Here is a 24,097-nt window from a genome sequence, read left to right on the forward strand (position 1 = left end):
CGCGGGTCAGTTCCAGCAGCTGACCGTCACCGTCATGTCGGCGCCGAGGCGGGCCAGAAGCTCGCGGTTGAGCGAGGTGGTCCGGGCCGAGACGGTGGGCGTGACGCCCGCCGCCGACAGCACTGCGGCCAGCCGGTCGGCCCGGAGCGCCAGCGTCACCTCCTCGGGCAGCACGCGGCCCTCGGCGGTGCCGGGCAGCACCATGCCGATCACCGTGCCGCTGGCGTCGAAGACGGGTCCGCCCGCCTCGCTGTCGGCGGTGGCGAGGTCGAGCCGCTGCACCGTGTCCTCGCCGTTGATCCCGCTCAGATCGGCCAGCGTGCCGAAGGCCATCGAGGCCGTGCCGAGCGCCCCGTCGAAGGGGAAACCCGCCACCGCGACCTCGGCCCGGAGCCGGCCCGGCTCGGACGCGATCTCGGCGAAGGCCATCGGCGCCAGCGCCTGCCGCGGCCGCAGCACCGCCAGCCCCAGCGCGTCGTCGCGGTAGGCGATGTCGGCGGCATAGGCGTCGTCGATCAGGACCTGCGCGCACTGGCCGTCCACCGCCTCGGTGGTGGTCAGAACCGCGCCGCGCGCGTCGATGAAGAAGCCGGTGCGCACCCGCGTCGGCTGCCGCACGTCGAGGCCCGACACCATGTCGATGCTCTGGTCCATCCCCTCGGGCACCGCGCCGGGGTCGAGCACGCCGCCGAGCGCGGTGAAGCTGTCCTGCATCATCGGCAGGACGCGCGCCATCTGCGCGTCGCGCTCGGGCGGCCAGACGAGGGTGAAGCCCTTGACCGCGCCGTTGACCAGCCGCGCCTCGGTGTGGCTGCGCAGCGTGTCGGACTGGCCGGTCAGCAGGAACCGGTCGCCCTGCCGCTCGCGCTCGCCTTCCAGCGGCACGATCTCCAGCGTCTGCATGATCTCGTAGAGGCCGAACAGCGTGTTGCGGTCGCCCGGCTGGCTGATCAGCAGGACCTGCACGCCGCTGTCGTTGATCGGCTCGAACTGCGAGAAGGGGAAGTTGTGGCCCGCGAAGCGGACCATCGCCATCGGCAGGCCGATCTCGATGCCGGCGCGCTCGTCGCGGACGGTCTCCATCCCCAGCGCGGCCAGCTCGCCCTGGTACTCGGACAGGAGCTGCGCGCGCTGGCGCGAGGTCAGGATGCCGGTGGGCTCGACGCCGCGGGCCTCCTGCCAGGCGGTCATCGCGGCCCGGGTGCCGGGGCCGAAGGCGCCGTCGATGCCCGAGGTGTAGAAGCCGAACCACTGCAGCGCGATCTGCAGCGCCTCGCGGCCCGTGCGGTCCAGCGCGGCCTCGGACTGGCGCGCCTCCTGCGGGGTTTCCTCGGGGATGCCGGGGGCCACCAGCGCGACGGGCGCGGTGGCGGCGGGTTCCGCCGCGGCGGGGGCGTCCTGCGCCGTGCCGGTCACCGGTTGCGCGGGCTGGGCCAGCGCCGTCGCCCCGACCGGGAACACCTGCGCCACGTAGGGCAGCGCGTCCTGCAGGAAGCTGTCGGCCGGCACCACGCCGCGGGCCAGGAGGTCGCGCAGCAGCACCTGCGCGTCGGCCGGCGCGTAGGGCCCCAGCGCGATGGCGTAGAGCCCGGTGCGGGCCTGGAACCCGTTCACGTTGTCGAGCAGCTGCGCATAGGCGCGGGCGCGGCTTTCGGTCTCGCCCAGGGTGGCGTGGCTCTCGATCTGGATGAACACCGCCTCCTGCGCGCGGGCGGTGCCCGGCCACAGCAGGGCCAGCCCCAGGGCCGCCGTCAGCACCAGGGCGAAAAGCCCGCGAAATCCGTCAAGTCGCATCGTCTCAAACTTCCTCAGTCACCCGGCCCCTGGCGCCAGCCCCGGGCCGGCGCCGTCCGTCGGGCGGGACGTTAACAAAACCCGGTCCGAATGCACCAGAATTCCGCGTGAAGGCAAGGAGAACGGGGCAGGGGCCGCGTTGACCGCACCGGCCTGTGACACTAGAGAGACCGCGCCGACCCCCAAGACGAGCGATGCGCGCCATGCCCGACACGCCCAAGAGCTTCCAGGAGATCCTGCTGCGCCTCCAGGCCTACTGGGCCGCGCAGGGCTGCGCCATCATGCAGCCCTACGACATGGAGGTGGGGGCGGGCACCTTCCACCCGGCGACGACGCTCCGCAGCCTCGGCAGCCGGCCCTGGGCCGCGGCCTACGTGCAGCCCTCGCGCCGCCCGACCGACGGGCGCTACGGCGAGAACCCCAACCGGCTGCAGCACTACTACCAGTTCCAGGTGCTCATCAAACCCAGCCCGCCGAACCTGCAGGACCTGTATCTGGGGTCGCTCGAGGCGATCGGCATCGACATGGCGCTGCACGACATCCGCTTTGTCGAGGACGACTGGGAAAGCCCGACGCTCGGCGCCTGGGGCCTGGGCTGGGAGGTCTGGTGCGACGGGATGGAGGTGAGCCAGTTCACCTATTTCCAGCAGGTCGGCGGCCATGACTGCCACCCGGTCTCGGGCGAGCTGACCTACGGGCTGGAACGGCTGGCGATGTATGTGCTCGGCATCGACCACGTGATGGACATGCCCTTCAACGACCCGCACTCGCCGATCCCGCTGAGCTACGGCGACGTGTTCCGCCAGACCGAGGAGGAATACTCGCGCCACAACTTCGACGCGGCCTCGACCGAGATGCTGTTCCGCCACTTCGAGGATGCCGAGGCCGAGTGCCAGCGCCTGCTCGGCGCGGGCGCCGACGACCCCCGCAGCGGCAAGCGCATCGTCATGGCCCACCCGGCCTATGACCAGTGCATCAAGGCCAGCCACCTGTTCAACCTGCTCGACGCCCGCGGCGTGATCTCGGTGACCGAGCGGCAGGCCTACATCGGGCGCGTGCGCGCGCTGGCCAAGCTCTGCGCCGACGCCTTCGTCACGACCGGGGCGGGCGGCTGGACGCCGGAGGGGGCCGGCGCATGACCTCGGGCCGCTGGGTCGTGCTGGCCATCCTCGTCGTCACCGCGGTGTTCGCGGGGGCGCAGTGGTGGTTCCAGACGCGCGCCTATTACGAGCCCATCGACACGGCGGACCTGGCCGTGACCCTGCCCGACGGGGCTACGGAACCGCTTGATTTCGCGGCCTTCTCCGGGATCGACGCCGACACCTCGCCGCTGCGGTTCCGGGCCTGCTTCACGGTGGCCGACCCCGCCGCCCTGCTGGCCCGCGCGGCCCCCTACCCGGAGGCCGAGCCGCTGATCGCGCCGGACTGGTTCGACTGCTTCGACGCGGTCGCCATCGGCACGGCGCTCGAGGACGGCGCGGCGCAGGCGATCCTGTCGCAGACCGAGATCCGCCCCGGCGCCGACCGGGTCATCGCCCTGTTCCCCGACGGCCGGGCCTATGCCTGGCACCAGTGGAACGGCAGCCTGGAGGACTGAGCCGATGGACGACCTCGCCGCCGCCCACGCGGCCCTCAAGGCCGAGCACGACAAGCTCAAGCGCCGCCAGGCGCGGAACGAGCGCGCCCAGTTCGCACGCGGGCTGATGCAGGGCATCCTGTCGATGCTGAAACCGGGCGACGTGGTCATCGACTGCGGCGCGAACCTCGGCGACGTCACCGCGCCGCTCGCGGCCACCGGCGCCACCGTCCACGCCTACGAGCCCGACCCCTACGCCTTTTCCCGCCTGTCCGAGCGGGTCGGCGCGTTGCCGAACGTCGTCCTGCACAATGCCGCCGTGGGCGTCACCGACGGCACCGTGCGCCTGATGCGGGCGGCGAACTTCGACGACAACCCCAAGGCCGGCTCGGTGAAGTCCACCGTGATCGCCGGCGGCCGCAACATCGACGAGGGCGAGGCCATCGACGTCGCCATGGTCGCGCTGCCCGGGGTGATCCGCAGCCTCGCCGCCGAGGCGGGCGAGATCGCCTTTCTCAAGATGGATATCGAGGGGGCCGAGCTCGACCTTCTCGAACACATGCAGGCCGAGGGGCTCTTCGACCTCGTCCGCCTGACGGTCGCCGAGACCCACGAAAAGAAATTCGCCGACCTCCGCCCCCGGTTCGCCGCCCTGCGCGAGGCCGTGGCCGCCGCGCACCCCGTCACCCGCGTCAACCTCGACTGGATCTGAGCCGATGCCCGACCTCCTCCTGGAACTCTTCTCCGAGGAAATCCCCGCCCGGATGCAGGCCCGCGCGGCCGACGACCTGAAGCGGCTGGTGACCGACGGTCTCGTCGAGGCCGGCCTCACCTACGCCTCGGCCGGCGCCTTCGCCACGCCGCGGCGGCTGGTGCTGACGGTCGAGGGGCTGGCGGCCCACAGCCCCACCACCCGCGAGGAACGCCGCGGGCCCCGCACCGACGCGCCCGAGGCCGCGATCGAGGGCTTCCTGCGCGGCGCCGGCGTCACCCGCGACCAGCTCGAGGCGCGGGCCGACAAGAAGGGCGAGGTGTTCTTCGCCGTGATCGAACGCGCCGGCCGCCCCGCCGCCGAGATCGTGGCCGAGGTGGTCCCCGCCGTGATCCGTGACTTCCCCTGGCCCAAATCCATGCGCTGGGGCTCGGGGAGCCTTCGCTGGGTGCGGCCGCTGCAGTCGATCCTGTGCCTGCTGACCAGCGAGGCGGGGGCCGAGGTGGTGCCCTTCGCCGTCGACGGGATCGCCGCGGGCGACACCACCGAGGGCCACCGCTTCATGGCGCCGGGCCGGTTTTCCGTAAGCTCCTTCGCGGATTACGAGGCGAAGCTCAAACGCGCCCGGGTGATGCTGTCGGCCGCCGAGCGCGCCGACCACATCCGCCACGACGCCGAGCAGATGGCCTTTGCCGCGGGGCTGGAGATCGTGCCCGACGACGGGCTGCTGGCCGAGGTCGCGGGGCTGGTGGAATGGCCCGTGGTGCTGATGGGCCGGATCGAGGACCGCTTCCTCGACCTGCCGCCCGAGGTGCTGCAGACCTCGATGCGCGAGCACCAGAAGTTCTTTTCCGTGCGCAACCCCGCCACGGGCCGGATCGAACGCTTCGTCACCGTCGCCAACCGCGAGACGGCGGACCACGGCGCGACGATCCTCGCCGGCAACCAGAAGGTGCTGTCGGCGCGGCTGTCGGACGCCAAGTTCTTCTGGGAGAACGACCTGCGCGTCGCAAAGGCGGGCATGGGCGAGTGGCTGGACGGGCTGAAATCCGTGACCTTCCACGCGAAACTGGGCTCGCAGGCCGAGCGGATCGACCGCATCGCGGCGCTGGCGCGCGAGATCGCGCCCTTCGTCGGCGCCGATGAGGCGCAGGCCGAGGAGGCCGCCCGCATCGCCAAGGCCGACCTGCGCTCGGGCATGGTGGGCGAATTCCCGGAACTGCAGGGCGTGATGGGCCGTTACTACGCGCTCGCCGCGGGCCGCGCGCCCGAGGTGGCCGACGCCGCCCGCGACCACTGGAAGCCGATGGGGGCGGGCGACGAGGTGCCGGCCGCGCCGCTGTCCGTCGCCGTGTCGCTCGCCGACAAGATCGACACGCTGACCGGCTTCTGGGCCATCGACGAGAAGCCCACCGGGTCCAAGGACCCCTACGCGCTGCGGCGGGCGGCGCTGGGGATCATCCGCATCATCCTGTCGGGGCATCTGCGGCTGCGGCTCGACCGGGCCGTCGATGCGCAGCTTCTGCGCCACAAGATCGCCCTGAGCCGCCCCAAGGTCGGCGACGACGTGATCGACACCCTGCAGGAGATCCTCGAGGACGTGTCCGAACGCGGTGTCTTCGGCGCCGCCTTCCATGCCGTGACCGACCGCCTGCGCGCGGCGGGGCAGGAGCCGTCCGAGGCGCTCCGCACCGTGGGCGACCTGGTGCCGGACCTGTCCACCGACCTCCTCGCCTTCTTTCACGACCGCCTCAAGGTCCACCTCCGCGACGAGGGGCTGCGCCACGACGTGATCGACGCGGCGCTGTCCAAGCCCCCGGTGGACGACCTCGCCCTCGTCGTGGCCCGCGCCCGGGCGCTGTCGGCCTTCCTCGCCACGCCCGACGGCGAGAACCTCGTGCAGGGCTACCGCCGCGCCAACAACATCCTGACCCAGGCCGAGGCCAAGGACGGGGTGGAGTACCGCTTCGGCGCCGACCCGAAATTCGCCGAGACCGACGCCGAGCGCGCGCTCTTCGCCGCGCTGGCCAAGGCGCGGGCGGCCATCGCCCCCGCGCTCGAGGCCGAGGACTTCGCGGCGGCGATGTCGCAGATGGCGGCGCTCCGCGGGCCGGTCGATGCCTTCTTCGAGGCGGTACAGGTCAATGCCGACAACCAGATCGTGCGGCGCAACCGCCTGAATCTGCTGCACAGCATCGTGGAAACCTGCGGCGCGGTCGCCGACCTGTCGCGGCTGGAGGGCTGAGCCGCGGCGGTCCGGCGTCCGCCCGGCCTGACAGAATTCGCGACGGAGTCACTGGACACTTCACGCGTGGGTTGTATCTTTTGCTGCAGATGCAAACGGGCCCCCCATGCTGACCACGCCGGACTTCACCGAGATCACCGCCACCGCCGAGATCCGGACCTCCACCCATGGCAACCGCGCCAAGTGCCTGCAGCGTCTGGTGCGGCTCGACCTGCCGGTGCCCAAGACCGTGGCGCTCAGCTTCGACACCGTGCGCGCCATCGCGGGCGGGCGCCTGCCCGACCTGCGCGCGCTGATCGGGGTGTTCGACGACGGCGCGCTCCTGTCCGTCCGGTCGTCCTCGCAGATGCATGACTGGGGCGGGCCGGGCACGATCCTCAACATCGGCATGACCGACGCCAAGGCGGCGGACCTTGCCCGGACCCACGGGCAGGACGCGGCCGACGCGCTCTATGTCGGTTTCATCCGCAGCTACGCGGTGGACGTGCTGCGCCTCGACGCGGACGGGTTCGAGGGGCCGATGACGCCGCGGCTGGCCAAGGCCGAGTTCGAGGCCGAGATGGAGGAGCCGTTTCCGCAGGACCCGGCCGAGCAGCTGGCCGAGGTGCTGAAATCCATGGCCCGCGCCTGGGAGGGCACCACCGCGCGGCTTCTGCGGCAGGCGCAGGGCGCGCCGGCGGATGCGGGGCTGGGCCTGGTGGTGCAGGAAATGGCGCTGGGCATCGGGCAGGGGCTGTCGGGGTCGGGCGTGGTGCAGTTCGCCTCGCCCGAGACCGGCGAGCCGCAGGTGACGGGCCGCTGGCTGCCGCAGGGGCAGGGCCGCGCCGCGCTGTCCGAGGCCGACGCGCAGTTCATCGTCCGCGACCCGCGCGGCAAGGCGCTGGAGGACGGCGCGCCCGAGCAGGTCGCGGCGCTGAAATCCGCCGGCCGGCTGACCCGCGAGCGGCTGCGCGAGGAGATGCAGATCGAGTTCACCCTGATGAACGGGCAGCTCTCGATCCTCGACGCGGTGAAATGCCCCCGTTCGGGCCGGGCCGAGGTGGCCATCGCCGTGGCGCTGGCCGAGGACGGCATCATCACCCGCGACGAGGCGATGCTGCGCATTCCGCCCTTCACGCTGAACCAGCTCCTGCACCGGCAGGTCAGCCCGCTGGCCGACCGCGACGTGCTGACCCGTGGCATCGCCGCGGCCCCCGGCGCCGCGACCGGCAAGATCGTGTTCACCGCGACCGCCGCGCAGGCGATGGCCGCGCAGGGCGAGGCCTGCATCCTCGTGCGCCGCGAGACCAGCCCCGAGGACATCCGCGGGATGCACGCCGCGCAGGCGATCCTGACCGAGCGCGGCGGCATGACCTCCCACGCCGCGGTGATCGCCCGCGGCCTCGGCCTGCCCTGCGTCAGCGGCGCGACGCGGCTGCAGCTCGACGCGCGCAAGAAGATGCTGACCGTGCCCGGCCGCAAGGTGTTCCACGAGGGCGACATCATCACCGTCGACGGCTCCACCGGCGAGGTGCTGGTGGGCGCGCCGCCGCTGGTCGAGCCCGCGCTGGGCGGGGCCTTCGCCACGCTGATGGACTGGGCCGACGCCGCCCGCGACATCGGCGTGCGCGCCAATGCCGACACGCCCGAGGACGCCGCCATGGCGCAGCGCTTCGGCGTCGACGGGATCGGGCTCTGCCGCACGGAACACATGTTCTTCGACTCCGCGCGCCTGACCGTGATGCGCGAGATGATCTTCGCAGAGAACCCGGCCGACCGCGCCGCGGCGCTCGACCGGCTGCTGCCGATGCAGCGCGCCGACTTCATCGAGCTGTTCCGCATGATGCAGGGCCAGCCGGTGACGATCCGCCTGTTCGACCCGCCCCTGCACGAGTTCCTGCCCGGCGACCGCGACGGAATCCGGGCGCTGGCCGAGGCGCTGGACCTGCCGGTGTCCCGCGTGCAGGCCCGGATCGAGAGCTTGCAGGAATTCAACCCGATGCTGGGCATGAGGGGCGTGCGGCTTGGGGTTACGGTCCCCGAGATTTACGAAATGCAAGCCCGCGCCATTTTCGAGGCGACGATCAAGGCGTCCCGCCAGGGCGCGCCCGTGGTGCCCGAGATCATGATCCCGCTGGTGTCCGCCCGCCGCGAGGTCGAGCTGGTCAAGGGCCGGATCGACGCCATCGCGGCCGAGGTGAAATCCAAGACCGGGACCGAGTTCACCTACCGCCTCGGCGTGATGGTCGAGACCCCGCGCGCGGCGCTGCGGGCCGGCGAGATCGCCGAGCATTCGGCCTTCCTGTCCTTCGGCACCAACGACCTGACGCAGATGGCCTATGGCCTCAGCCGCGATGACGCCGGGCGCTTCATGTCGGCCTATGTGCAGCTGGGCGTGTTCCCCGAGGATCCGTTCCAGCAGCTCGACATCGACGGGGTGGGCGAGTTGATGCTGCTGGGTGCCGAGCGCGGGCGCCATGCGCGCCCCGACCTCATGCTGTCGATCTGCGGCGAACATGCCGGCCACCCCGCCACCATCGCCTTCAGCCGCAAGGCGGGGTTCGACTATGTCTCCTGCTCGCCCTTCCGGGTTCCGGTGGCCAAACTCGCGGCGGCGCAATTGTCCATTCAGGACAAGCATTTGCCGCAGAGAGTTGAGACGCTGCATGAAGATCGCGGCTGATCCTGCGCGAATCTAATCTAATTCTAGAGGTCGCCTTGGCCTCGCCCGCAAGATTCGGTGCGCGTTTGGGAATTCGCGGCATCGGGGGTATGACCCCGAATCAGCGGCATCATTGAGAGAGCAGGCCGGAGCGGGGCGCAGACCCCGGAAAGGGTAAACGACATGACGGCTCGACGGTTTCTCGTCGCGCTCTGCGCGGCGGCCCTGACGCTTGCGGCCCCGGTGCGGGCCGACGTCACGGCCAGTTCCTCCACCCCCGGTGCGTCCAGCGACATCGGCCTGCGCCTCGGCGCGCTGATGGGCGTCGAGACCAGTTCGCTCGCCGGGCTGTCGGGCGACCGTTTGCGCCGGATCGGCGCGCCCTTCACCGGCCGCGGCGGCGGCAGCGACCCGCGGGTCATGTCGGCCTCGGCCCTCGACGCCATGCCGCGCCCCCGTGGCAACCGCCAGTGGCGCTGCCTGACCGAAGCGATCTACTTCGAGGCCCGCGGCGAGAGCATCGAGGGCCAGTATGCCGTGGCCGAGGTGGTGCTGAACCGCGTCGACAACGCCAACTACCCCGGCTCGATCTGCGAGGTGGTGAACCAGGGCACCGGGCGCCGCTACGCCTGCCAGTTCACCTACACCTGCGACGGCATCCCCGAGGTGGTCACCGACGACCGCGCCTGGAACCGGGCCGGGCAGATCGCCCGCATCATGATGGAGGGCGCGCCGCGCGACCTGACCGCCGGGGCGACGCATTACCACGCCGACTGGGTCAGCCCCAGCTGGGCCCGCGTCTACCCGCGGACGGCCCGCCACGGCAGCCACCTGTTCTACCGCCAGCAGTACTGACAGGTCGCGGACCGCCGCCGGCCTGCCGCCTCCGGGCATGGCCGGGGCCGCGCCCGCGTGCTAGGCCGGCGCCATGAGCGACGAGATTTCCCAGGCCTTCCGCCACCCCTCCGAACGCGCCAAGGCGCTGGCCGGCGACCCGCCGCGCGACCGCATCTCGATGACCGGCCACCGCCGCGAGGTCGAGATCGGCGCCTTCCAGTCCGAGCGCGGCGTGACCCAGACCGTGCAGTTCGACGTGGTGGTCGAGGTCGAGACCCGCGCCGAGCAGGCCGTCGACGACGTCGACCGCATCCTCAGCTACGACACCATCGTCGAGGCGATCGACGCCGCGCTGGCCGAGGAGCGGGTCAACCTGCTGGAAACGCTGGCCTCCCGCATCGCCGACCGCATCCTCGCCCACCCGCTGGCGGCGCGCTGCATCGTGCGGATCGGCAAGCTCGACCGCGGGCCCTACGTGCTGGGCGTCGAGATCCTGCGCAACGCGCCCGAGAACCGCCGCCGCCTGCGCCTGCTGCCCGAGGACGCGCCGCACCCGCGCATCGTGTTCCTGTCGGCCGAGGCCATCGCGCGGCCCGACCTGTCGGCGCTGCTCGACCGGCTGGAGGAGGGCGGCGCGCCGCTGATCCTTTGCGTCGGGCGGCCCGACCTGCCGGCCCCGCAGGCCGCGCACCCCCTGCCGCAGCGGCGGATCAACCTGCTCGCCATCGAGCAGGCGGCCTGGGTGCTCGCCGCCCGCGACCCGCGCTGCGTGGTGGTCGACAGCCGGACCGAGCTCGACTGGGCCATGCGCCACGGCCGGATCAGCGTCTGGGCGCCGTCCAAGCTGGTGCTCGACGCCCATGACGGGCCGCCCGCGTCGGTCACCGACCCGCTGGCCCTCGCGCTTTGGCTGGCGCAGGGGTTCGAGGCGCTGGAGGTGCTCGCCTTCGGGGGCGCCGAGGGCGTGGCCGCGCCCGCCGGCCTGCGGCTCAGCCGTCTTGGCCCGCGCGATCCCGTGCCCGCGGCCGCATCTTGAGCCGCATCAGGATCTCGCCCTTGACGGTGCCGTTGCGGACGAAGCCGGCCTTTTCCAGAATGCGGATCGACGCCGCGTTGTCCGCCGCCACCAGCGCGAAGAAGTGGTCCTCGCGCAGCACGTCCACCGCGTGATCCAGCGCCGCCTGCACGAATTCGCTGGCCAGACCCTGGCCCGCCAGCTCGGGCAGGAAATGGAAGCTCAGGTCGAGCCCCTCGTCGCCGAAGCCGATGCGGAAGCCCGCCACCCCGACCTCGTGGCCGGCATGGGTCAGGACCCAGGGCGCGACCGCGTGCAGGGTCCAGTCCTGCATGTCGGCCTCGAGCCGCACCGGCCCGCGCACGGGGCCGAACAGCGATGCATAAAGATCGGCCGCACCGGGGTGCGGCGCCCGACCCGAAAGGCGGGCGCTTCTGAAAAGGGTTTGCGCGTCCATGCGCGCATGAGGCGGGGAAACTTACGTTGCGTCAAGTGACGCTTTTGCGATTGGGTCCGTCCTTGCGCGCCCCCCTTGCCAAGCCGCCCCCCGGGCGGATAGGCGCGCGGTCATGACCGACATCCGCCTGCGCCCGATCCCGCTGACCGACCCCGCCCATGGCCGTGGCGGCCTGCCGCTGGCCGGGGGCTGGGTGCGCTTCACCCATCTCGAACGCCTCGCCCGCGGGCGCGCGCCCGAGATCGTCGCCGCCGCCGATCTGCCCGAGGCTGTGCTCGCGCCCTTCCTTGCGCCGCGCGCCGCCATCGCGGGCCTGTCGCTGGACCGGCCGCGCCTGATGGGCATCGTCAACGTGACGCCCGACAGCTTCTCGGACGGCGGTCAGCACGGGCAGACCGACGCCGCCGTGGCGCGCGGGCAGGCGCTTCTGTCCGAGGGGGCGGACCTGCTCGACATCGGCGGGGAATCGACCCGCCCCGGGGCCGCGGAACTGCCGGCCGAGGCCGAGGCCGCCCGCGTCGTCCCGGTGATCGCGGGGCTGCGCGCGGCGGGCGTGACCGCGCCTGTCAGCCTCGACACCCGCAAATCGGCGGTGGCCAAGGCGGGCCTCGACGCCGGCGCCGATATCCTGAACGACGTCTCGGGCCTGCGCTTCGACCCGGCACTGGCCGGCGTCGCGGCCGCGGCGAACGCGCCGCTGATCCTGATGCATTCCATCGGCACGCCCGAGACGATGCAGGACATGGCGGCCACGGCCTACGACGACGTGCTGCTCGACGCCTACGACGCGCTGGCGGCCGCGGTGGCGCAGGCCGAGGCCGCGGGCGTGCCGCGCGCGCGCATCCTCGTCGACCCCGGCATCGGCTTCGGCAAGACGCTGGAGCAGAACATGGCGCTCCTGTCGCGCATCGGCCTGTTCCACGGGCTCGGCTGCGGCATCCTTCTGGGCGTGTCCCGCAAGGGCATGATCGGCCGCCTCGCGGACGAGCCCGTCGCCGCGCGGCGCGGCCCCGGATCGGCGGCGATCGGCCTATGGGCGGTCGCGCAGGGGGTACAGATGCTGCGGGTTCATGATATGGACATGCACAGGCAGGCACTGGCGCTGTGGCAGGCGCTGGTGGCGCGCTGAGACGCGCGGGCGAAGGACAAGAGAGAGCGGCATGACGCGAAAACTGTTCGGCACCGATGGCGTCCGGGGGCGCGCCAACACCTACCCGATGACCGCCGAGATGGCGCTGCGCCTCGGCGCCGCCGCCGGGCGCTATTTCCGCCGCGACGGCAGCCGGGCGCACCGGGTGGTGATCGGCAAGGACACGCGCCTGTCGGGCTACATGCTGGAAACCGCGCTGACGGCGGGCTTCACCTCGACGGGCATGAACGTGCTGCTGCTCGGCCCGGTGCCGACGCCGGCGGTGGGGCTGCTGACGACCTCGATGCGGGCGGATGTGGGCGTGATGATCTCGGCCAGCCACAACCCGGCCGAGGACAACGGGATCAAGTTCTTCGGCCCCGACGGCTTCAAGCTCTCCGACGAGGCCGAGGCCGAGATCGAGGCGCTGGTCGACAGCGACCTGCAGCCCGCGCAGGCCGCCAACATCGGGCGGGCCAAGCGGATCGACGACGGCCGGTTCCGCTACGTGGAGCGGGTCAAGGGCACGTTTCCGCAGGGCCTGACCCTAGACGGGCTGAAGGTGGTGATCGACTGCGCCAACGGGGCCGCCTACCGCGCCGCGCCCGAGGTGCTGTGGGAACTGGGCGCCGAGGTGATCGCGCTGGGCGTCACGCCTGACGGCACCAACATCAACGCGGGCGTGGGGTCGACCGCGCCCGAGGCGGCGGCGGCCCGCGTGCGCGAGACCGGGGCCGACGTGGGCATCTGCCTCGACGGCGACGCCGACCGGGTGATCCTGCTCGACGAGCGGGGCGAGGTGGCGGACGGCGACCAGATCATGGCGCTGTTTGCCAACCGCTGGGCCGAGGAGGGGCGGCTCAAGGGCCAGACGCTGGCGGCGACCGTGATGTCGAACCTCGGGCTCGAGCGCTACCTCGCCGAGCGCGCCATCGCGCTGCACCGCACGCCGGTGGGCGACCGCTACGTGGTCGAGGCGATGCGCGCCCATGGCCTGAACCTCGGCGGCGAGCAGTCGGGCCACATCGTGATGACCGACTACGCCACCACCGGCGACGGGCTGATCGCGGGGCTGCAGTTCCTGGCCGAGATGGTGCGCACCGGCCAGCCCGCCAGCCGTCTGGCGCGCAGCTTCGAGAAGGTGCCGCAGCTCTTGCGCAACGTGCGCTACGTCGCGGGGCAGGCGCCGCTGGAACAGGCCGCCGTTCAGGCCGCCATCGCGGCGGCCGAGGCGCGGCTGTCGGGGCAGGGGCGGCTCCTGATCCGCAAGTCGGGCACCGAGCCCCTGATCCGCGTCATGGCCGAGGCCGAGGACGAGGCGCTGATGCGGGCGGTGGTGGACGAGATCGTCGGCGCGGTCGAGGCGGCGGTCTGAGGGGGCGTGCGGGTTTTCGTGCGAAAATCCGGCGGGGGCGCTGCCCGTCGCACCGCCGGAGTATTTTTTTGGGCAAGGATGAAGGCGGGGGTCAGCCCCTGACCGGCCGCCCCGCGACGTAGACCTGCGCGATGGCGCGGTCGTCGCCCATCATGATGGTGGGGAACACCGCCTCCCAGATCGTGTCGGCCCGTGCCGCCGCCTGCGCGATGGCGGGCGTCGAGGCGAGGTCCAGCACCACGAGGTCGGCCTCATGGCCCGGCGCGAGCCGCCCGATCCGGTCGCCGAGCCTGAGCGCCTCGACCGAGCCGCCGGTGGCCAGCCACAACAGCTCGGAGGGGTGCAGCGCGATGCCCTTCAGCTGCGCGATCTCGTAGGCCGCGGCCATCGTCCTGAGCATCGAGAAGGACGATCCCCCGCCGGTGTCGGTGGCCAGACCCACACGCATCCGGGCGCGCAGCCCCATGTCGAACAGCCCCGAGCCGATGAAGCTGTTCGAGGTCGGGCAATGCACCACCGCCGCGCCGACCTCGGCCAGCCGGTCGATCTCGCGCGGCTCGAGGTGGATGGCGTGGCCGTAGAGCCCGTTCGGCCCCAGCAGCCCGTGCGCCTCGTAGGTGTCGAGGTAGTCGCGGGCGGCGGGGTAGAGCGACCGCACCCAGGCGATCTCGTCGGTCTGTTCGCTCAGGTGGGTCTGCATCAGGCAGTCGGGGTGCTCGGCCCAGAGCGCCCCCAGCGCCGACAGCTGTTCGGGCGTCGAGGTGGGCGAAAACCGGGGGGTGATGACGTAGGACAGGCGGTCCACCCCGTGCCAGCGGGTCAGCAGCGCGCGGCTGTCGTCATAGGCCGCCTGCGCCGTGTCGCGCAGGAAGGCCGGCGCGGTGTCGCGGTCCATGCAGGTCTTGCCGGCCAGCACCCGCATCCCCCGCGCCTGCGCGGCGGCGAAGATGGCGTCGACACTGCCCGGGTGGATGGTGCAGTAGCTGGCGACCGTGGTGGTGCCATGCGCGAGCAGCAGGTCGAGGGTGCGCCCCGCCACATCGGCCGCGTAGGCGGGGTCTGCAAACCGGGCCTCCTCGGGGAAGGTGTAGGTGTTCAGCCAGTCGATCAGCCGCTTGCCCCAGGACGCGATGATCGCGGTCTGCGGGTAATGGGCGTGGGCATCGACGAAGCCCGGCAGGATCAGCGCGTCGCCGTGGTCGGTGACCTGCGCCGTGGGGTAGAGCGCGCGCAGCCCGTCCGCGGCCCCCACCGCCGCGATGCGCCCGTCCTGCAGAAGCACCCCGCCGCGCCGCTCGTGGGTGGCCGCCGCGGGGCCGTCGGCGAAGGGGTCGCTGGCGAAGGCCAGCGTCTGGCCCAGGATCAGCCGGTCGGTCATGGCACAGCCCTTTTTCCCGAGAAACCGCCCGCCCGTGATAGCCCCGGGCGCTGCGCTATGTTAGGGGCAACCGACGGCAGAACGCGCGAAAAAGCGGGGGCGGGCATGGCGGATCAGCACGACGACGAGGTCCTGGAGCGCGACGAGGACGAGCGCGACGCCTACGCGCTGGACGAAAGCCTGCGCGGCCGGCTGAAGGCGCTGGTGGCCGCGGGCGACGTCGACGGCATCGACGCGCTGATGGAGCCGCTCCACCCCGCCGACATCGCCGACCTTCTGGAACAGGTGTCCGACGGCGAGCGCGAGTCGTGGCTGGCGCTGTGGTCGCGCGGCATCGACGGCGAGGTGCTGTCGGAGCTCGACTGGGGCCTCCGCGAGGAGGTGATCGCGCTCCTGCCCGGCGACGTGCTGGCCGACGCGGTGCGCGAGCTGGACAGCGACGACGTGGTCGACCTGGTGGAAGACCTCGAGGACGACCAGATCGAGGCGATCCTCGAGGTGCTGGAGCCCGCCGACCGGGTCGCGGTCGAGCAGGCGCTGGCCTATCCCGAGGAGACCGCCGGCCGCCTGATGCAGCGCGAGGTGGTCCACGCCCCCGAGCACTGGACCGTGGGCGAGATGATCGACTACCTGCGCGCCCATGCCGGGCAGCTGCCCGAGCAGTTCTACCACGTCATCCTGACCGACCCGCGGATGAAGCCCACGGGCTATGTCACGCTGGGCCGGCTGTTGTCCTCGGCGCGGCAGACGCCCCTGCAGGACATCGTCGAGGACAGCTTCCGCGTGATCCCCGCGACCCAGCACGAGGACGACGTGGCCTATGCCTTCAACCAGTACCACCTGATCTCGGCCCCGGTGGTCGACGAGGACGGGCGGCTGGTGGGTGTCATCACCATCGACGACGCCATGATCGTGCTGGACGAGGGCGCCGAGGAGGAGATCCTCAAGCTCGCGGGCGTGGGCGAGGAATCGAGCCTGTCGGACCGCGTGCTCGAGACCACCAAGCAGCGCTTTCCCTGGCTGTTCGTGAACCTGATCACCGCGATCCTCGCCTCGCTGGTCATCGCCCAGTTCGAGGATGCCATCGCGCAGATCGTGGCGCTGGCGGTGCTGATGCCGATCGTCGCCTCGATGGGCGGCAACGCGGGCACCCAGTCGCTGACGGTGGCGGTGCGGGCGCTGGCGACGCGCGACCTGACCAGCTCGAACCTGATGCGCGTCGTGCTCCGCGAGGGGGTGGTGGGGCTGATCAACGGCGCGGCCTTCGCGCTGGTGATGGGGATCGTGGGGCTGGTGTGGTTCGGCAGCCCGGCGCTGGGCGGGGTGATCGCGGCGGCGATGGTGATCAACCTGTTCGTCGCGGGGCTGGCCGGGATCCTGATCCCGGTGGTGCTCGACCGGCTGAACATCGACCCGGCGCTGGCCTCGGGCGCCTTCGTCACCACGGTGACGGACGTGGTGGGCTTCTTCGCCTTCCTCGGGCTGGCGGTGGTGTTCCTGCTGTGAGGCGCAGGCACGCCTGACGGCACCGGCGACCGCGCCCCGGGGCCGTGTCAGCCGGGGATTTCCAGCGTGATGTTGCGCCCGTTGCGCACGTATTGCAGCGAGGTCTCGCCGATCGCCGCGACGCGCCCGCCGTCGAGCCGGTCCCCCACCGCGACGCGCACGAAGCGCCCCGAGGGCAGCCGCACCAGCGCGCGGCGGTTCGACGGCGTGCCGGTGACGCCGATCAGGTTGACGTCGCGCAGGCGGATCGCGTTGCGCTCGGTCGCGGCGCGCGCCACGTCGGCGTTGGACGGGATCGAGGGCGCCGCGGCCACCGCGGTCGCGGCCACGGCGACCACCTCCTCGGGGGCGCGCTCGGCGGCGGCGACGATGGTGGCGATGTCGGCGGGCCGGAGCGACGGCATCCGCGACGCGGCCACGGCCAGCGCCGTGCCGCCGACCGGCTCGGGCGCGGGGTCCGCGGCTGCGGCTGCGGCGGTTTCCTCGGCGGGGGCGGCCTCGTCGGCGGGGAAGAGCGAGGCCTGCGCCGCCGCCTCCTGCGCCGACACCGGCCGCTGTCCGGGCCGCAGCCCGGCAAGCTCGGTCACGGTCAGCCCGCCCAGCACCTGCCGCTCGCGGGTCTCGTCAAGGTCGGCGGGCCGCGGCGTCGGCTGGAAGGTGCCGAGGATCGCGTCCTCCACGCCGAGGGCGGGCGCCGCGGGGGCGGCGGCCGGCTCCACCTCGCGCGGGCGCGGCACGGCGGCGATGGGCGGGCGGCCCAGAACGACGAAAGCCCCCTCGGGGGTCAGCACGCCCTCGGGCGTGGCGGCGACGAGGCCGCGGGCGTCGCGTTCGGGCGTCACGCCAAAGGGCGGTGGCGGCGGCACCCGGCGCAGGGTCTCGGCGGGGTTGATGCCGGGATCGGTCAGCGCGACCGCGTCGAAGGCCGACACCTCGGGGTCGATCGAGGCGATGTAGAGGTCGTCGAGGATCGGGAACGGCTCGAAATAGGGCCGGTCCGGGGTGCGCGGCCAGATCCGGGCGGCGGCATAGAGCGCCTCAGTCTCCTCGATCGAGGGCAACATGTCCTCGGGGAGCGGCGGCAGCGGCGGCAGCTCGATCTCGGCGTCGATGTCGGGGAGGGGCGCCTCGGCCGGCGCGGGGGTCTCGGCGGCGGCGATCTCGCCATCCGCGGCAGCCTCGGGGTCGGACAGGGGCGGGGCCTCGGCCTCGGGCACCAGCGCCGCCAGCTCCGTCGCCGCCGGCGGGTCGGTGGCCGAGGCGGTCGGGTCCGCCACCGGCGCGGCGGCCACGGCCTCGGGCGCGGCCGGCGCGGGGTCGAGCGCCGCCATGGCGGGCGGTGCGGTCACGGCCACGGGCGGGGCGGGGCCGTCGAGCGGGTCGTCGGCCAGCGTCGCCTCGGTCTGCCCGCCGCCGAACAGCCGCGCCATCGGGCTTTCAGGCAGGAACAGGACCGACCACAGCGCGATCAGCGCCAGCAGCACCAGCAGCACCAGCGTCAGGATCAGCCCGGTCTTGAAGGACGGGCCGGCGGGCTCGCTGGGCTTGCGCGCCAGAAGCCCGCTGGTGAAGGCGCGGTCGGCGGTCGCCGCCCCCCCGCCGGCCGCCGCGGCCGCCGCGCGCGCGGGACGGCGGAACAGCCCGCCGCGGCGGGGCGCCTCCTCGGGCGCGGTTACGCGGGCGGCCGCCGGCGCCTCGGCCAGATCGTCGATGTCGACCTCGGCCGACGGGGCCGGGGCAGGGACGGTCCGCGGCGGCGGCGCGGGCTCGGGCTTGGGCCGGGCCTTGCTGGCGTCGCGCACCCGGGCGAGCTGGGCCGCGAGGCGGCTGCCGGGGCCGGCCGGGGCGGGCTCGGGCCGCAGCGGCGGGGCGGCATCGGGGTGCAGGACCGGGGCCTCGGCGTCGCCCTCGGGCGCCGCGCCGAAGCCCAGCCGGGAGCGGCGGCTCGACACGATCTGCCCGGCCTCGGCCTCGGGCCGGGCGGCCTTGCCGCGGCGGGCGCCGAAGCCAAGGGCCGGCCCCTCGGCCGGGGCGGGCGGCAGCTCGGGCTCGGCGCGCAGCGGCTCGGCCGGGGTCGGGGTGAAGCGCGCGGCGCGGGCCGGGCGCGGGGCGCCGCCCTCGGGCTTCTCGGCGGTCAGCGGGCGCGCCTCGGCGGAGGGTTTCGGGGCCTTGCCCCGGGCCGCGACGGGGGCGTCGGCGACGGCCGGCGCCTCCGGCTCCGGTTCAGGCTGCGCCTCGGGTTCTGCCTCGGGCTCTGCGGCCGTGTCGGCGGCGCGGGCCGGTTCGGGCTCGGCGTCCTCAAGGATCGACAGCACCGGCTGGTCCAGCGTCGGGTCCGCGATCGGGGCGGGGGCGGGCTCCTCCTCGGCCACGGCGGGCGCCGCGGCCTCCTCGGCGGGTTCCGGCTCGGGCTCAGGCTCAGGCTCGGGGGGTGTCTCGGGCGCCGGTTCGGCCTCCGCCGCGACCGGGGCCACCTCGGCCTCGGGCTCTGCGGCCGGTGCCTCAGCCGTCGGGTCCTCGGTCGCCGCGGCCTCGGGCTCCGGTTCCGGCTCCGGCTCCGGCGCCGCCGGCGGCACCCAGGCGTCCGCGCCAAAGGCCATGCCGGTCGCGGCATCCGGCAGCTCGGGCCGGTCGTCGCCGAACAGCGGCATCCCCGGGAAGCGTTCGGCCGGCGGCATCGCCGCGAAGCCCGCCGCGGAGAACCCGTAGCCCGCGACGAAGGCCGTCGCCTCCTCCAGCGTCTCGCGCGCCACCACGGCGACCTTCACCCGGTCGGCCTCGACCGCGCGCCAGTCATAGGTCAGGTCGGAGACGGCGTAGGGCGTCGCCCCGTCCAGCCCCTCGGTGATCCGCGCGACCACCGCCTCGGCATCGTCGGCCGGCGCCATGAAGGAGGTGTAGAGGATCTGGTCGTCCGGCAGCACCAGCAGCACGCCCGCGCCGTCGCCGCCCCGCTCGGCCGCGGCCGCCTTGAGCCCCGCCATCGCGGCGCCCAGATCGCCGTCGTCCAGCCGGGCCTCGGCCACGAGCGCCCAATGCCCGGCCGCCTGCCGGTGCGCCAGCGCAATGCCTTCCGGCGACAGAAACAGCGCGAAATCGACCGTCACATCGGACCTCAGTCGTCATCCCAGGTGGGGCCGCGCCGTCGGCACAGCCCCGAGTCATGCCGATCTACAGCACAAACGCCGCGGGGAAAACACTTGCCCGCGGTGGCCGGCGCCGATCGGCGGAAATCAGTCTATGTGCAAAGGGCACAAGAAAAAAGGGGCGCGAAAGCCGCGCCCCCCCGTCTGCCGTGTCAGGCCGTGGCCCGCGCCAGCGCCTGGTCCAGATCGGCGATCAGGTCCGCGGCGTCCTCGATCCCGATCGACAGCCGCACCACGTTCGGCGCGGCGCCCGCGGCCTTCTGCTGCTCGGGCGTCAGCTGCCGGTGGGTGGTCGAGGCCGAGTGGATGATCAGGCTGCGGGTGTCGCCGAGGTTGGCGACATGGCTGAAGATCTCCAGCGAATCGACCAGCTTGACGCAGGCCTCGTAGCCGCCCTTGACGGCGAAGGTGAACAGCGCGCCCGCGCCCTTGGGGCAGACGGTCTTGGCCCGTTCGAAGTAGGGCGAGCTTTCCAGCCCCGCATAGGTCACGAAGTCGACGCGGGGGTCGGCCTCCAGCCACTTGGCGATCTTCACCGCGTTCTCGACATGCCGCTCCATCCGCAGAGACAGCGTCTCGATCCCCATCAGCGTGTAATGCGCCGCCTGCGGGTTCATCGTCATGCCCAGGTCGCGCAGCCCGATGGCGATGCCGTGGAAGGTGTAGGCAAGCGGCCCGAAGGTCTCGTGGAACTTCAGCCCGTGATAGGCCGGCTCGGGCGCGGACAGCGACGGGAACTTGTCGCTCGCCGACCAGTCGAATTTCCCCGAATCGACCACGCAGCCGCCGGTGACGGTGCCGTTGCCGGTCAGGTACTTGGTGGTCGAATGCACCACCAGCGTCGCGCCGTGCTCGATCGGGCGGCAGAGGTAGGGGGTGGCGCTGGTGTTGTCGACGATCATCGGCACGCCCGCTGCATCCGCCACGTCGGCCACCGCGCGCAGGTCGGTGATGTAGCCGCCGGGGTTGGCGATCGCCTCGCAGAACACCGCGCGGGTGTCGTCGTCGATGGCGGCGCTGAGCGCGTCGAGGTCGTCGAAATCGACGAACTTGGCCGACCAGCCGAAGCGCTTGATGGTCTGGCTGAACTGCGTGACCGTGCCGCCGTACAGGCGGGTCGAGGCGACCACGTTCTTGCCCGGCCCCATCAGCGGGAACAGCGCCATGATCTGCGCCGCGTGCCCCGAGGAACAGCAGACGGCGCCGACGCCGCCCTCCAGCGTCGCGATCCGCTCCTGCAGCACGGCGACCGTGGGGTTGGTCAGGCGGGAATAGATGTAGCCCACCTCCTGCAGGTTGAAGAGCGCCGCGGCGTGCTCGGCGTCGCGGAACACGTAGGCGGTGGTCTGGTAGATGGGCGTCTGCCGCGCGCCGGTGGCCGGGTCGGGCCGGGCGCCTGCGTGGATCTGCAGCGTGTCGAAACCGTAGGTCGGGCCGTCGGTCATGGGTCTCTCCCCCCTGTGAAGTGTCTCTGGCGCGCAGGATTAGGCCATGCCGCCGCGCCCGTCCATCGGCGCGCGACCACAAAGACCCGCCGTCCCGCCGCCCCGGCCCGCGGCGGCACCGCCGTCCCCCGCCTCCGGCCCAGCACGAACGCCCGTCCCCTCATCTTTGCTTTCCAAATACTCTCGGGGGGAGCGCGAGGGGGGCAGACAGCCCCCCTCGCTCCGGTCGGCGCGGCCCCGGCCGCGTCGACCCGCTCGGGACGCGGCCCCCATCCCCTTTGCGACCGCGTGACACTGGACGCCCCGCCCCGCTTCGGGCAAAACCCGGGGCGACCGGACCTGACCCCATCCCGAAAGGGCTTCCCATGCTCGACTTCCTCAAGCGCCTCGTGACCTGGTGGAACGGCCAGACCATCGGCACCCAGCTCTGGACCGCGCGCCACGGCGTGAAGGTGGGCGAGGACGCGCAGGGCAACGTCTTCTACCGCACCGCGGACGGCAAGCGCCGCTGGGTGATCTACAACGGCGAGGCCGAGGCAAGCCGCGTCGATCCCGACTGGCACGGCTGGCTGCACCACACCTGGGACGCGCCCCCGACCGAACGGCCCGTCGCCCACAAGGCCTGGGAAAAGCCGCATCTGCCGAACCTGACCGGCACGCCGCTGGCCCATGCGCCCGCGGGCTCGATCCGCCGCGCCGACCCGGTCGAGCGGCGCGACTACGAGGCCTGGTCGCCCGAGTGAGGGGCGGGAAATCCGCCCATCCCGGCCATCCCCCCTTGGATCGCGCCCGCCTTCGCGCCATAAGCGGGCGATGACCGGGGGCAGGGACGATGTCCACGCAGGATAACACCATCACCGAGGTCGTGGTCGGCGCCGCCGTGCTCGCGGTCGCGGTGGGCTTCTTCCTCTACGCGTCGCAGGCGGCCGACAGCGGCCCCGCCGGCGGCACCTACACGCTTGACGCCTCGTTCCGCAGCGCCGAGGGCATCGGCGTCGGCACCGAGGTGCGGCTGGCCGGGGTGCGCGTGGGCACCGTCACCGCCATGGAGCTCGACCCCGAAAGCTTCCGCGCCCGGACCACCTTCACCCTGCGCGAGGACATCGTGCTCCCCGACGACAGCGCCATCGCGATCTCGTCCGAGGGGCTGCTCGGCGGCAACTTCGTCGAGATCATCCCGGGCGGCTCGCCCTTCACCTACGAGGCCGGCGACACCGTCGTCGACACCCAGGGCTCGGTCAGCCTGGTCACGCTGCTGATGCGCTTCGTCACGGGTGACGGGTCCGAGTGATGCGGGGCCGGCTCCTTCCGACGCTTGCGGCCTGCCTGGCGCTGGCGGCGCCCGCCGCGCCGGCACAGCAGTTCGACAATTTCGGCGACAGCCCGGCGCCGGGCTTCCTGCTCCTGCCCGAGACGCCCGACGGCGTCCAGGTGCCCTCGCTCGGCGTGGACGGCACCCTGCCCGAGGGTGGGCCCGAGATCACCCTGGCGCCCGGCGCGCAGGCGGATGTCGGGCTGACCGTGTTCCCCGGCACCGGCAGCCCCGTCACCTCGGTCAGCCAGCCCGAGACCTCGCAGGCGACGCGCCTGACGCTGCGGGCGCTCGACCGGATGCTGGGCCGGCCCACCGACGTCGAGATGGCGGTGGGCGAGACGGTGATGTTCGGCCGCATCGCGATCCACGCCATCGAGTGCCGCTTCCCGACCGAGGATCCGTCCTCGGACGCCTACGCCCATCTCGAGATCCTCGACCAGGGCGGCGCGCCCCTGTTCGACGGCTGGATGATCGCGTCCTCGCCGGCGCTCAGCGCGCTGGAGCATCCGCGTTACGACGTCTGGGTGCTGCGCTGCACCGCCGGCTGATCACGCCGCTGCGGCGATCCCCAGCCGCGCCCGCAGGCCCGCGGGCAGGTGCCGCGCCGCGGTGATCCGGGGCAGGCGCGATTCCGGGATCGGGCGGTCGGCGCCATACAGCGCGAGATACTCGGCATGGTTGTCGAAGGCGCGGCGGCCGATGTAGTCGACGAAGGTCTCGGCCGGCGTGCCCTCGGCGAGGATCACGTCATGGGCCGCCGTCTCGACATGGTAGACCGTGTAGCGCGCGCCGGTCTCGGCCTCGGGGATCCAGGTGATGCCGCGGCCTTTCACCAGCGCCCCCGCGGCGACCAGCAGCCCGTCGATCAGCAGCGCGTGGTCCGCCGTCAGGCACAGGTCGCGCCGGGGCAGCCCGCCGCCCAGCGCGCCCTCGGCGATGCGCACCGGCTGGCGGCCCGCGGCGCGGCCGAACACGGTCGAGACGGTCTGGATGCCGACCCAGGTGACCGGCACCGCGCGGCCGTCGGCGGTCAGCACCGTGTCGCCGACCCGCAAGTCCTCGACCGCGGTGGCGCCCAGGGGCGTGGCGATGGCGGTGCCGGGCAGGAAGCAGACCGCGTCGAAGTCGCCGGCGGTGATGTCCGCCGGGTTCAGCTCGGCGGGCGGGGTCACGGCGCCCTCGTCGCGCGCAGATGGAATCAGGTAGACGCCCTCGGGGTAGGTGGTCTCGAAACCGAAAGGCAGCCCGGCGGGCGGCACGAGGAAGACCGGAACCGTTTCACCGTCGAAATCGACGATGTAGCCTTGATACAGGCCCGTGAAGTCGACGGTGACGGGGCCGAAGGGCGTGTTGACGACCGTGCTGTAGGTGAAGAAATCGGCCGGTGGCCCCAGGTCGAACACGCCGTCGGCTTCGCCGTCGTCGATCGTGCCGTCGTCGTCGGCTTGCGGGCCCAGGGTATTCGGGCCCGCCGCGGCCGCGTCGTAGATGAACACCGACCCGTAATCGAAGGCTGCCATGACATT

The 24,097-nt window shown here is 72.8% G+C and carries 19 protein-coding genes; 13 read left to right on the plus strand and 6 right to left on the minus strand.

What is annotated here, in order from left to right:
- Nucleotides 1-6 precede the first annotated feature (6 nt).
- On the minus strand, nucleotides 7-1,794 hold the full coding sequence (locus tag HCU73_RS04715; protein ID WP_168622223.1) for a serine protease: 1,788 nt from the start codon (nucleotides 1,792-1,794) through the stop codon (nucleotides 7-9).
- Between the two features lie 203 nt (nucleotides 1,795-1,997).
- Here HCU73_RS04715 and HCU73_RS04720 point away from each other — a divergent pair, with 203 nt between their 5' ends.
- The 7 genes from HCU73_RS04720 (at nucleotide 1,998) to HCU73_RS04750 (ending at nucleotide 10,841) form a co-directional block, all read left to right on the plus strand.
- Nucleotides 1,998-2,933, plus strand: coding sequence for a glycine--tRNA ligase subunit alpha (locus tag HCU73_RS04720; protein ID WP_168622224.1), 936 nt, complete (start codon nucleotides 1,998-2,000; stop codon nucleotides 2,931-2,933).
- Nucleotides 2,930-3,391, plus strand: coding sequence for a DUF6446 family protein (locus tag HCU73_RS04725; protein WP_168622225.1), 462 nt, complete (start codon nucleotides 2,930-2,932; stop codon nucleotides 3,389-3,391). Before HCU73_RS04720 ends, HCU73_RS04725 begins: the two co-directional genes overlap by 4 nt.
- Nucleotides 3,392-3,395: 4 nt before the next feature.
- Nucleotides 3,396-4,082: an FkbM family methyltransferase gene (locus HCU73_RS04730; protein ID WP_168622226.1), complete on the plus strand. Its 687-nt coding sequence runs from the start codon at nucleotides 3,396-3,398 to the stop codon at nucleotides 4,080-4,082.
- Between the two features lie 4 nt (nucleotides 4,083-4,086).
- Nucleotides 4,087-6,327, plus strand: coding sequence for a glycine--tRNA ligase subunit beta (gene glyS / locus HCU73_RS04735; protein WP_168622227.1), 2,241 nt, complete (start codon nucleotides 4,087-4,089; stop codon nucleotides 6,325-6,327).
- Between the two features lie 106 nt (nucleotides 6,328-6,433).
- Nucleotides 6,434-8,989, plus strand: a complete 2,556-nt coding sequence (locus HCU73_RS04740; RefSeq protein ID WP_168622228.1) for a putative PEP-binding protein — start codon at nucleotides 6,434-6,436, stop codon at nucleotides 8,987-8,989.
- 162 nt (nucleotides 8,990-9,151) lie between these two features.
- Entirely contained in the window at nucleotides 9,152-9,823 is a 672-nt protein-coding gene (locus HCU73_RS04745; protein ID WP_168622229.1) for a cell wall hydrolase, read from the plus strand.
- A 73-nt stretch (nucleotides 9,824-9,896) separates the two neighbouring features.
- Nucleotides 9,897-10,841, plus strand: coding sequence for a dihydroneopterin aldolase (locus HCU73_RS04750; protein WP_168622230.1), 945 nt, complete (start codon nucleotides 9,897-9,899; stop codon nucleotides 10,839-10,841).
- On the opposite strand, the gene HCU73_RS04755 is transcribed toward HCU73_RS04750, so the two are convergent.
- Complete coding sequence (locus HCU73_RS04755) at nucleotides 10,795-11,154, minus strand: GNAT family N-acetyltransferase (RefSeq protein ID WP_210730474.1); 360 nt, start codon at nucleotides 11,152-11,154, stop codon at nucleotides 10,795-10,797. The two genes, HCU73_RS04750 and HCU73_RS04755, sit on opposite strands and share 47 nt — an antisense overlap.
- Before the next feature lie 235 nt (nucleotides 11,155-11,389).
- Here HCU73_RS04755 and folP point away from each other — a divergent pair, with 235 nt between their 5' ends.
- A complete protein-coding gene (gene folP / locus HCU73_RS04760; RefSeq protein WP_168622232.1) occupies nucleotides 11,390-12,406 on the plus strand; it encodes a dihydropteroate synthase in 1,017 nt (338 codons plus the stop codon).
- Nucleotides 12,407-12,437: 31 nt separating this feature from the next.
- Nucleotides 12,438-13,781 carry a phosphoglucosamine mutase gene (gene glmM / locus HCU73_RS04765; RefSeq protein ID WP_168622233.1) on the plus strand — a complete coding sequence of 448 codons (1,344 nt, stop codon included), beginning with the start codon at nucleotides 12,438-12,440 and terminating at the stop codon, nucleotides 13,779-13,781.
- 91 nt (nucleotides 13,782-13,872) lie between these two features.
- Here the strand turns inward: glmM and guaD are convergent, their stop codons facing one another.
- The gene (guaD, locus tag HCU73_RS04770; protein WP_168622234.1) at nucleotides 13,873-15,159 is read right to left on the minus strand and encodes a guanine deaminase; all 1,287 of its coding nucleotides are present in this window, start codon (nucleotides 15,157-15,159) and stop codon (nucleotides 13,873-13,875) included.
- A gap of 105 nt (nucleotides 15,160-15,264) precedes the next feature.
- Here guaD and mgtE point away from each other — a divergent pair, with 105 nt between their 5' ends.
- On the plus strand, nucleotides 15,265-16,665 hold the full coding sequence (gene mgtE / locus HCU73_RS04775; RefSeq protein ID WP_210730475.1) for a magnesium transporter: 1,401 nt from the start codon (nucleotides 15,265-15,267) through the stop codon (nucleotides 16,663-16,665).
- Between the two features lie 47 nt (nucleotides 16,666-16,712).
- Here mgtE and HCU73_RS18800 read toward each other — a convergent pair whose 3' ends face one another.
- Nucleotides 16,713-19,772 (minus strand): hypothetical protein, encoded by a 3,060-nt coding sequence (locus tag HCU73_RS18800; RefSeq protein WP_168622236.1) that lies wholly within the window; start codon nucleotides 19,770-19,772, stop codon nucleotides 16,713-16,715.
- Nucleotides 19,773-19,963: 191 nt separating this feature from the next.
- Nucleotides 19,964-21,256, minus strand: a complete 1,293-nt coding sequence (locus HCU73_RS04785) for an O-acetylhomoserine aminocarboxypropyltransferase/cysteine synthase family protein (protein WP_168622237.1) — start codon at nucleotides 21,254-21,256, stop codon at nucleotides 19,964-19,966.
- A 365-nt stretch (nucleotides 21,257-21,621) separates the two neighbouring features.
- Here HCU73_RS04785 and HCU73_RS04790 point away from each other — a divergent pair, with 365 nt between their 5' ends.
- The 3 genes from HCU73_RS04790 to HCU73_RS18610 all read left to right on the plus strand — a co-directional run bounded on the left by HCU73_RS04790 (nucleotide 21,622) and on the right by HCU73_RS18610 (nucleotide 23,119).
- Nucleotides 21,622-21,999 (plus strand): NADH:ubiquinone oxidoreductase subunit NDUFA12, encoded by a 378-nt coding sequence (locus HCU73_RS04790; protein WP_168622238.1) that lies wholly within the window; start codon nucleotides 21,622-21,624, stop codon nucleotides 21,997-21,999.
- A gap of 89 nt (nucleotides 22,000-22,088) precedes the next feature.
- Nucleotides 22,089-22,547: an outer membrane lipid asymmetry maintenance protein MlaD gene (mlaD, locus tag HCU73_RS04795; RefSeq protein ID WP_168622239.1), complete on the plus strand. Its 459-nt coding sequence runs from the start codon at nucleotides 22,089-22,091 to the stop codon at nucleotides 22,545-22,547.
- On the plus strand, nucleotides 22,547-23,119 hold the full coding sequence (locus HCU73_RS18610; RefSeq protein WP_210730476.1) for a DUF2155 domain-containing protein: 573 nt from the start codon (nucleotides 22,547-22,549) through the stop codon (nucleotides 23,117-23,119). Before mlaD ends, HCU73_RS18610 begins: the two co-directional genes overlap by 1 nt.
- Here the strand turns inward: HCU73_RS18610 and HCU73_RS04805 are convergent, their stop codons facing one another.
- The gene (locus HCU73_RS04805; protein WP_168622240.1) at nucleotides 23,120-24,091 is read right to left on the minus strand and encodes a Hint domain-containing protein; all 972 of its coding nucleotides are present in this window, start codon (nucleotides 24,089-24,091) and stop codon (nucleotides 23,120-23,122) included.
- Nucleotides 24,092-24,097: the final 6 nt, after the last annotated feature.

This window comes from Roseicyclus persicicus (genome assembly GCF_012395815.1).
GTDB lineage: Bacteria > Pseudomonadota > Alphaproteobacteria > Rhodobacterales > Rhodobacteraceae > Roseicyclus > Roseicyclus persicicus.

Bases quoted from the DNA above. Each gene is read 5' to 3' on its own strand.
- HCU73_RS04790 (WP_168622238.1), top strand. From the start codon at position 21,622: ATGCTCGACTTCCTCAAGCGCCTCGTGACCTGGTGGAACGGCCAGACC.
- HCU73_RS04785 (WP_168622237.1), bottom strand. From the start codon at position 21,256: ATGACCGACGGCCCGACCTACGGTTTCGACACGCTGCAGATCCACGCA.
- glyS (WP_168622227.1), top strand. From the start codon at position 4,087: ATGCCCGACCTCCTCCTGGAACTCTTCTCCGAGGAAATCCCCGCCCGG.
- HCU73_RS18610 (WP_210730476.1), top strand. From the start codon at position 22,547: ATGCGGGGCCGGCTCCTTCCGACGCTTGCGGCCTGCCTGGCGCTGGCG.
- folP (WP_168622232.1), top strand. From the start codon at position 11,390: ATGACCGACATCCGCCTGCGCCCGATCCCGCTGACCGACCCCGCCCAT.
- HCU73_RS04745 (WP_168622229.1), top strand. From the start codon at position 9,152: ATGACGGCTCGACGGTTTCTCGTCGCGCTCTGCGCGGCGGCCCTGACG.
- HCU73_RS04805 (WP_168622240.1), bottom strand. From the start codon at position 24,091: ATGGCAGCCTTCGATTACGGGTCGGTGTTCATCTACGACGCGGCCGCG.
- mlaD (WP_168622239.1), top strand. From the start codon at position 22,089: ATGTCCACGCAGGATAACACCATCACCGAGGTCGTGGTCGGCGCCGCC.
- mgtE (WP_210730475.1), top strand. From the start codon at position 15,265: ATGGCGGATCAGCACGACGACGAGGTCCTGGAGCGCGACGAGGACGAG.
- HCU73_RS04715 (WP_168622223.1), bottom strand. From the start codon at position 1,794: ATGCGACTTGACGGATTTCGCGGGCTTTTCGCCCTGGTGCTGACGGCG.
- HCU73_RS04755 (WP_210730474.1), bottom strand. From the start codon at position 11,154: ATGCAGGACTGGACCCTGCACGCGGTCGCGCCCTGGGTCCTGACCCAT.
- HCU73_RS04730 (WP_168622226.1), top strand. From the start codon at position 3,396: ATGGACGACCTCGCCGCCGCCCACGCGGCCCTCAAGGCCGAGCACGAC.
- HCU73_RS04750 (WP_168622230.1), top strand. From the start codon at position 9,897: ATGAGCGACGAGATTTCCCAGGCCTTCCGCCACCCCTCCGAACGCGCC.
- HCU73_RS04740 (WP_168622228.1), top strand. From the start codon at position 6,434: ATGCTGACCACGCCGGACTTCACCGAGATCACCGCCACCGCCGAGATC.
- glmM (WP_168622233.1), top strand. From the start codon at position 12,438: ATGACGCGAAAACTGTTCGGCACCGATGGCGTCCGGGGGCGCGCCAAC.
- HCU73_RS04720 (WP_168622224.1), top strand. From the start codon at position 1,998: ATGCCCGACACGCCCAAGAGCTTCCAGGAGATCCTGCTGCGCCTCCAG.
- HCU73_RS04725 (WP_168622225.1), top strand. From the start codon at position 2,930: ATGACCTCGGGCCGCTGGGTCGTGCTGGCCATCCTCGTCGTCACCGCG.
- guaD (WP_168622234.1), bottom strand. From the start codon at position 15,159: ATGACCGACCGGCTGATCCTGGGCCAGACGCTGGCCTTCGCCAGCGAC.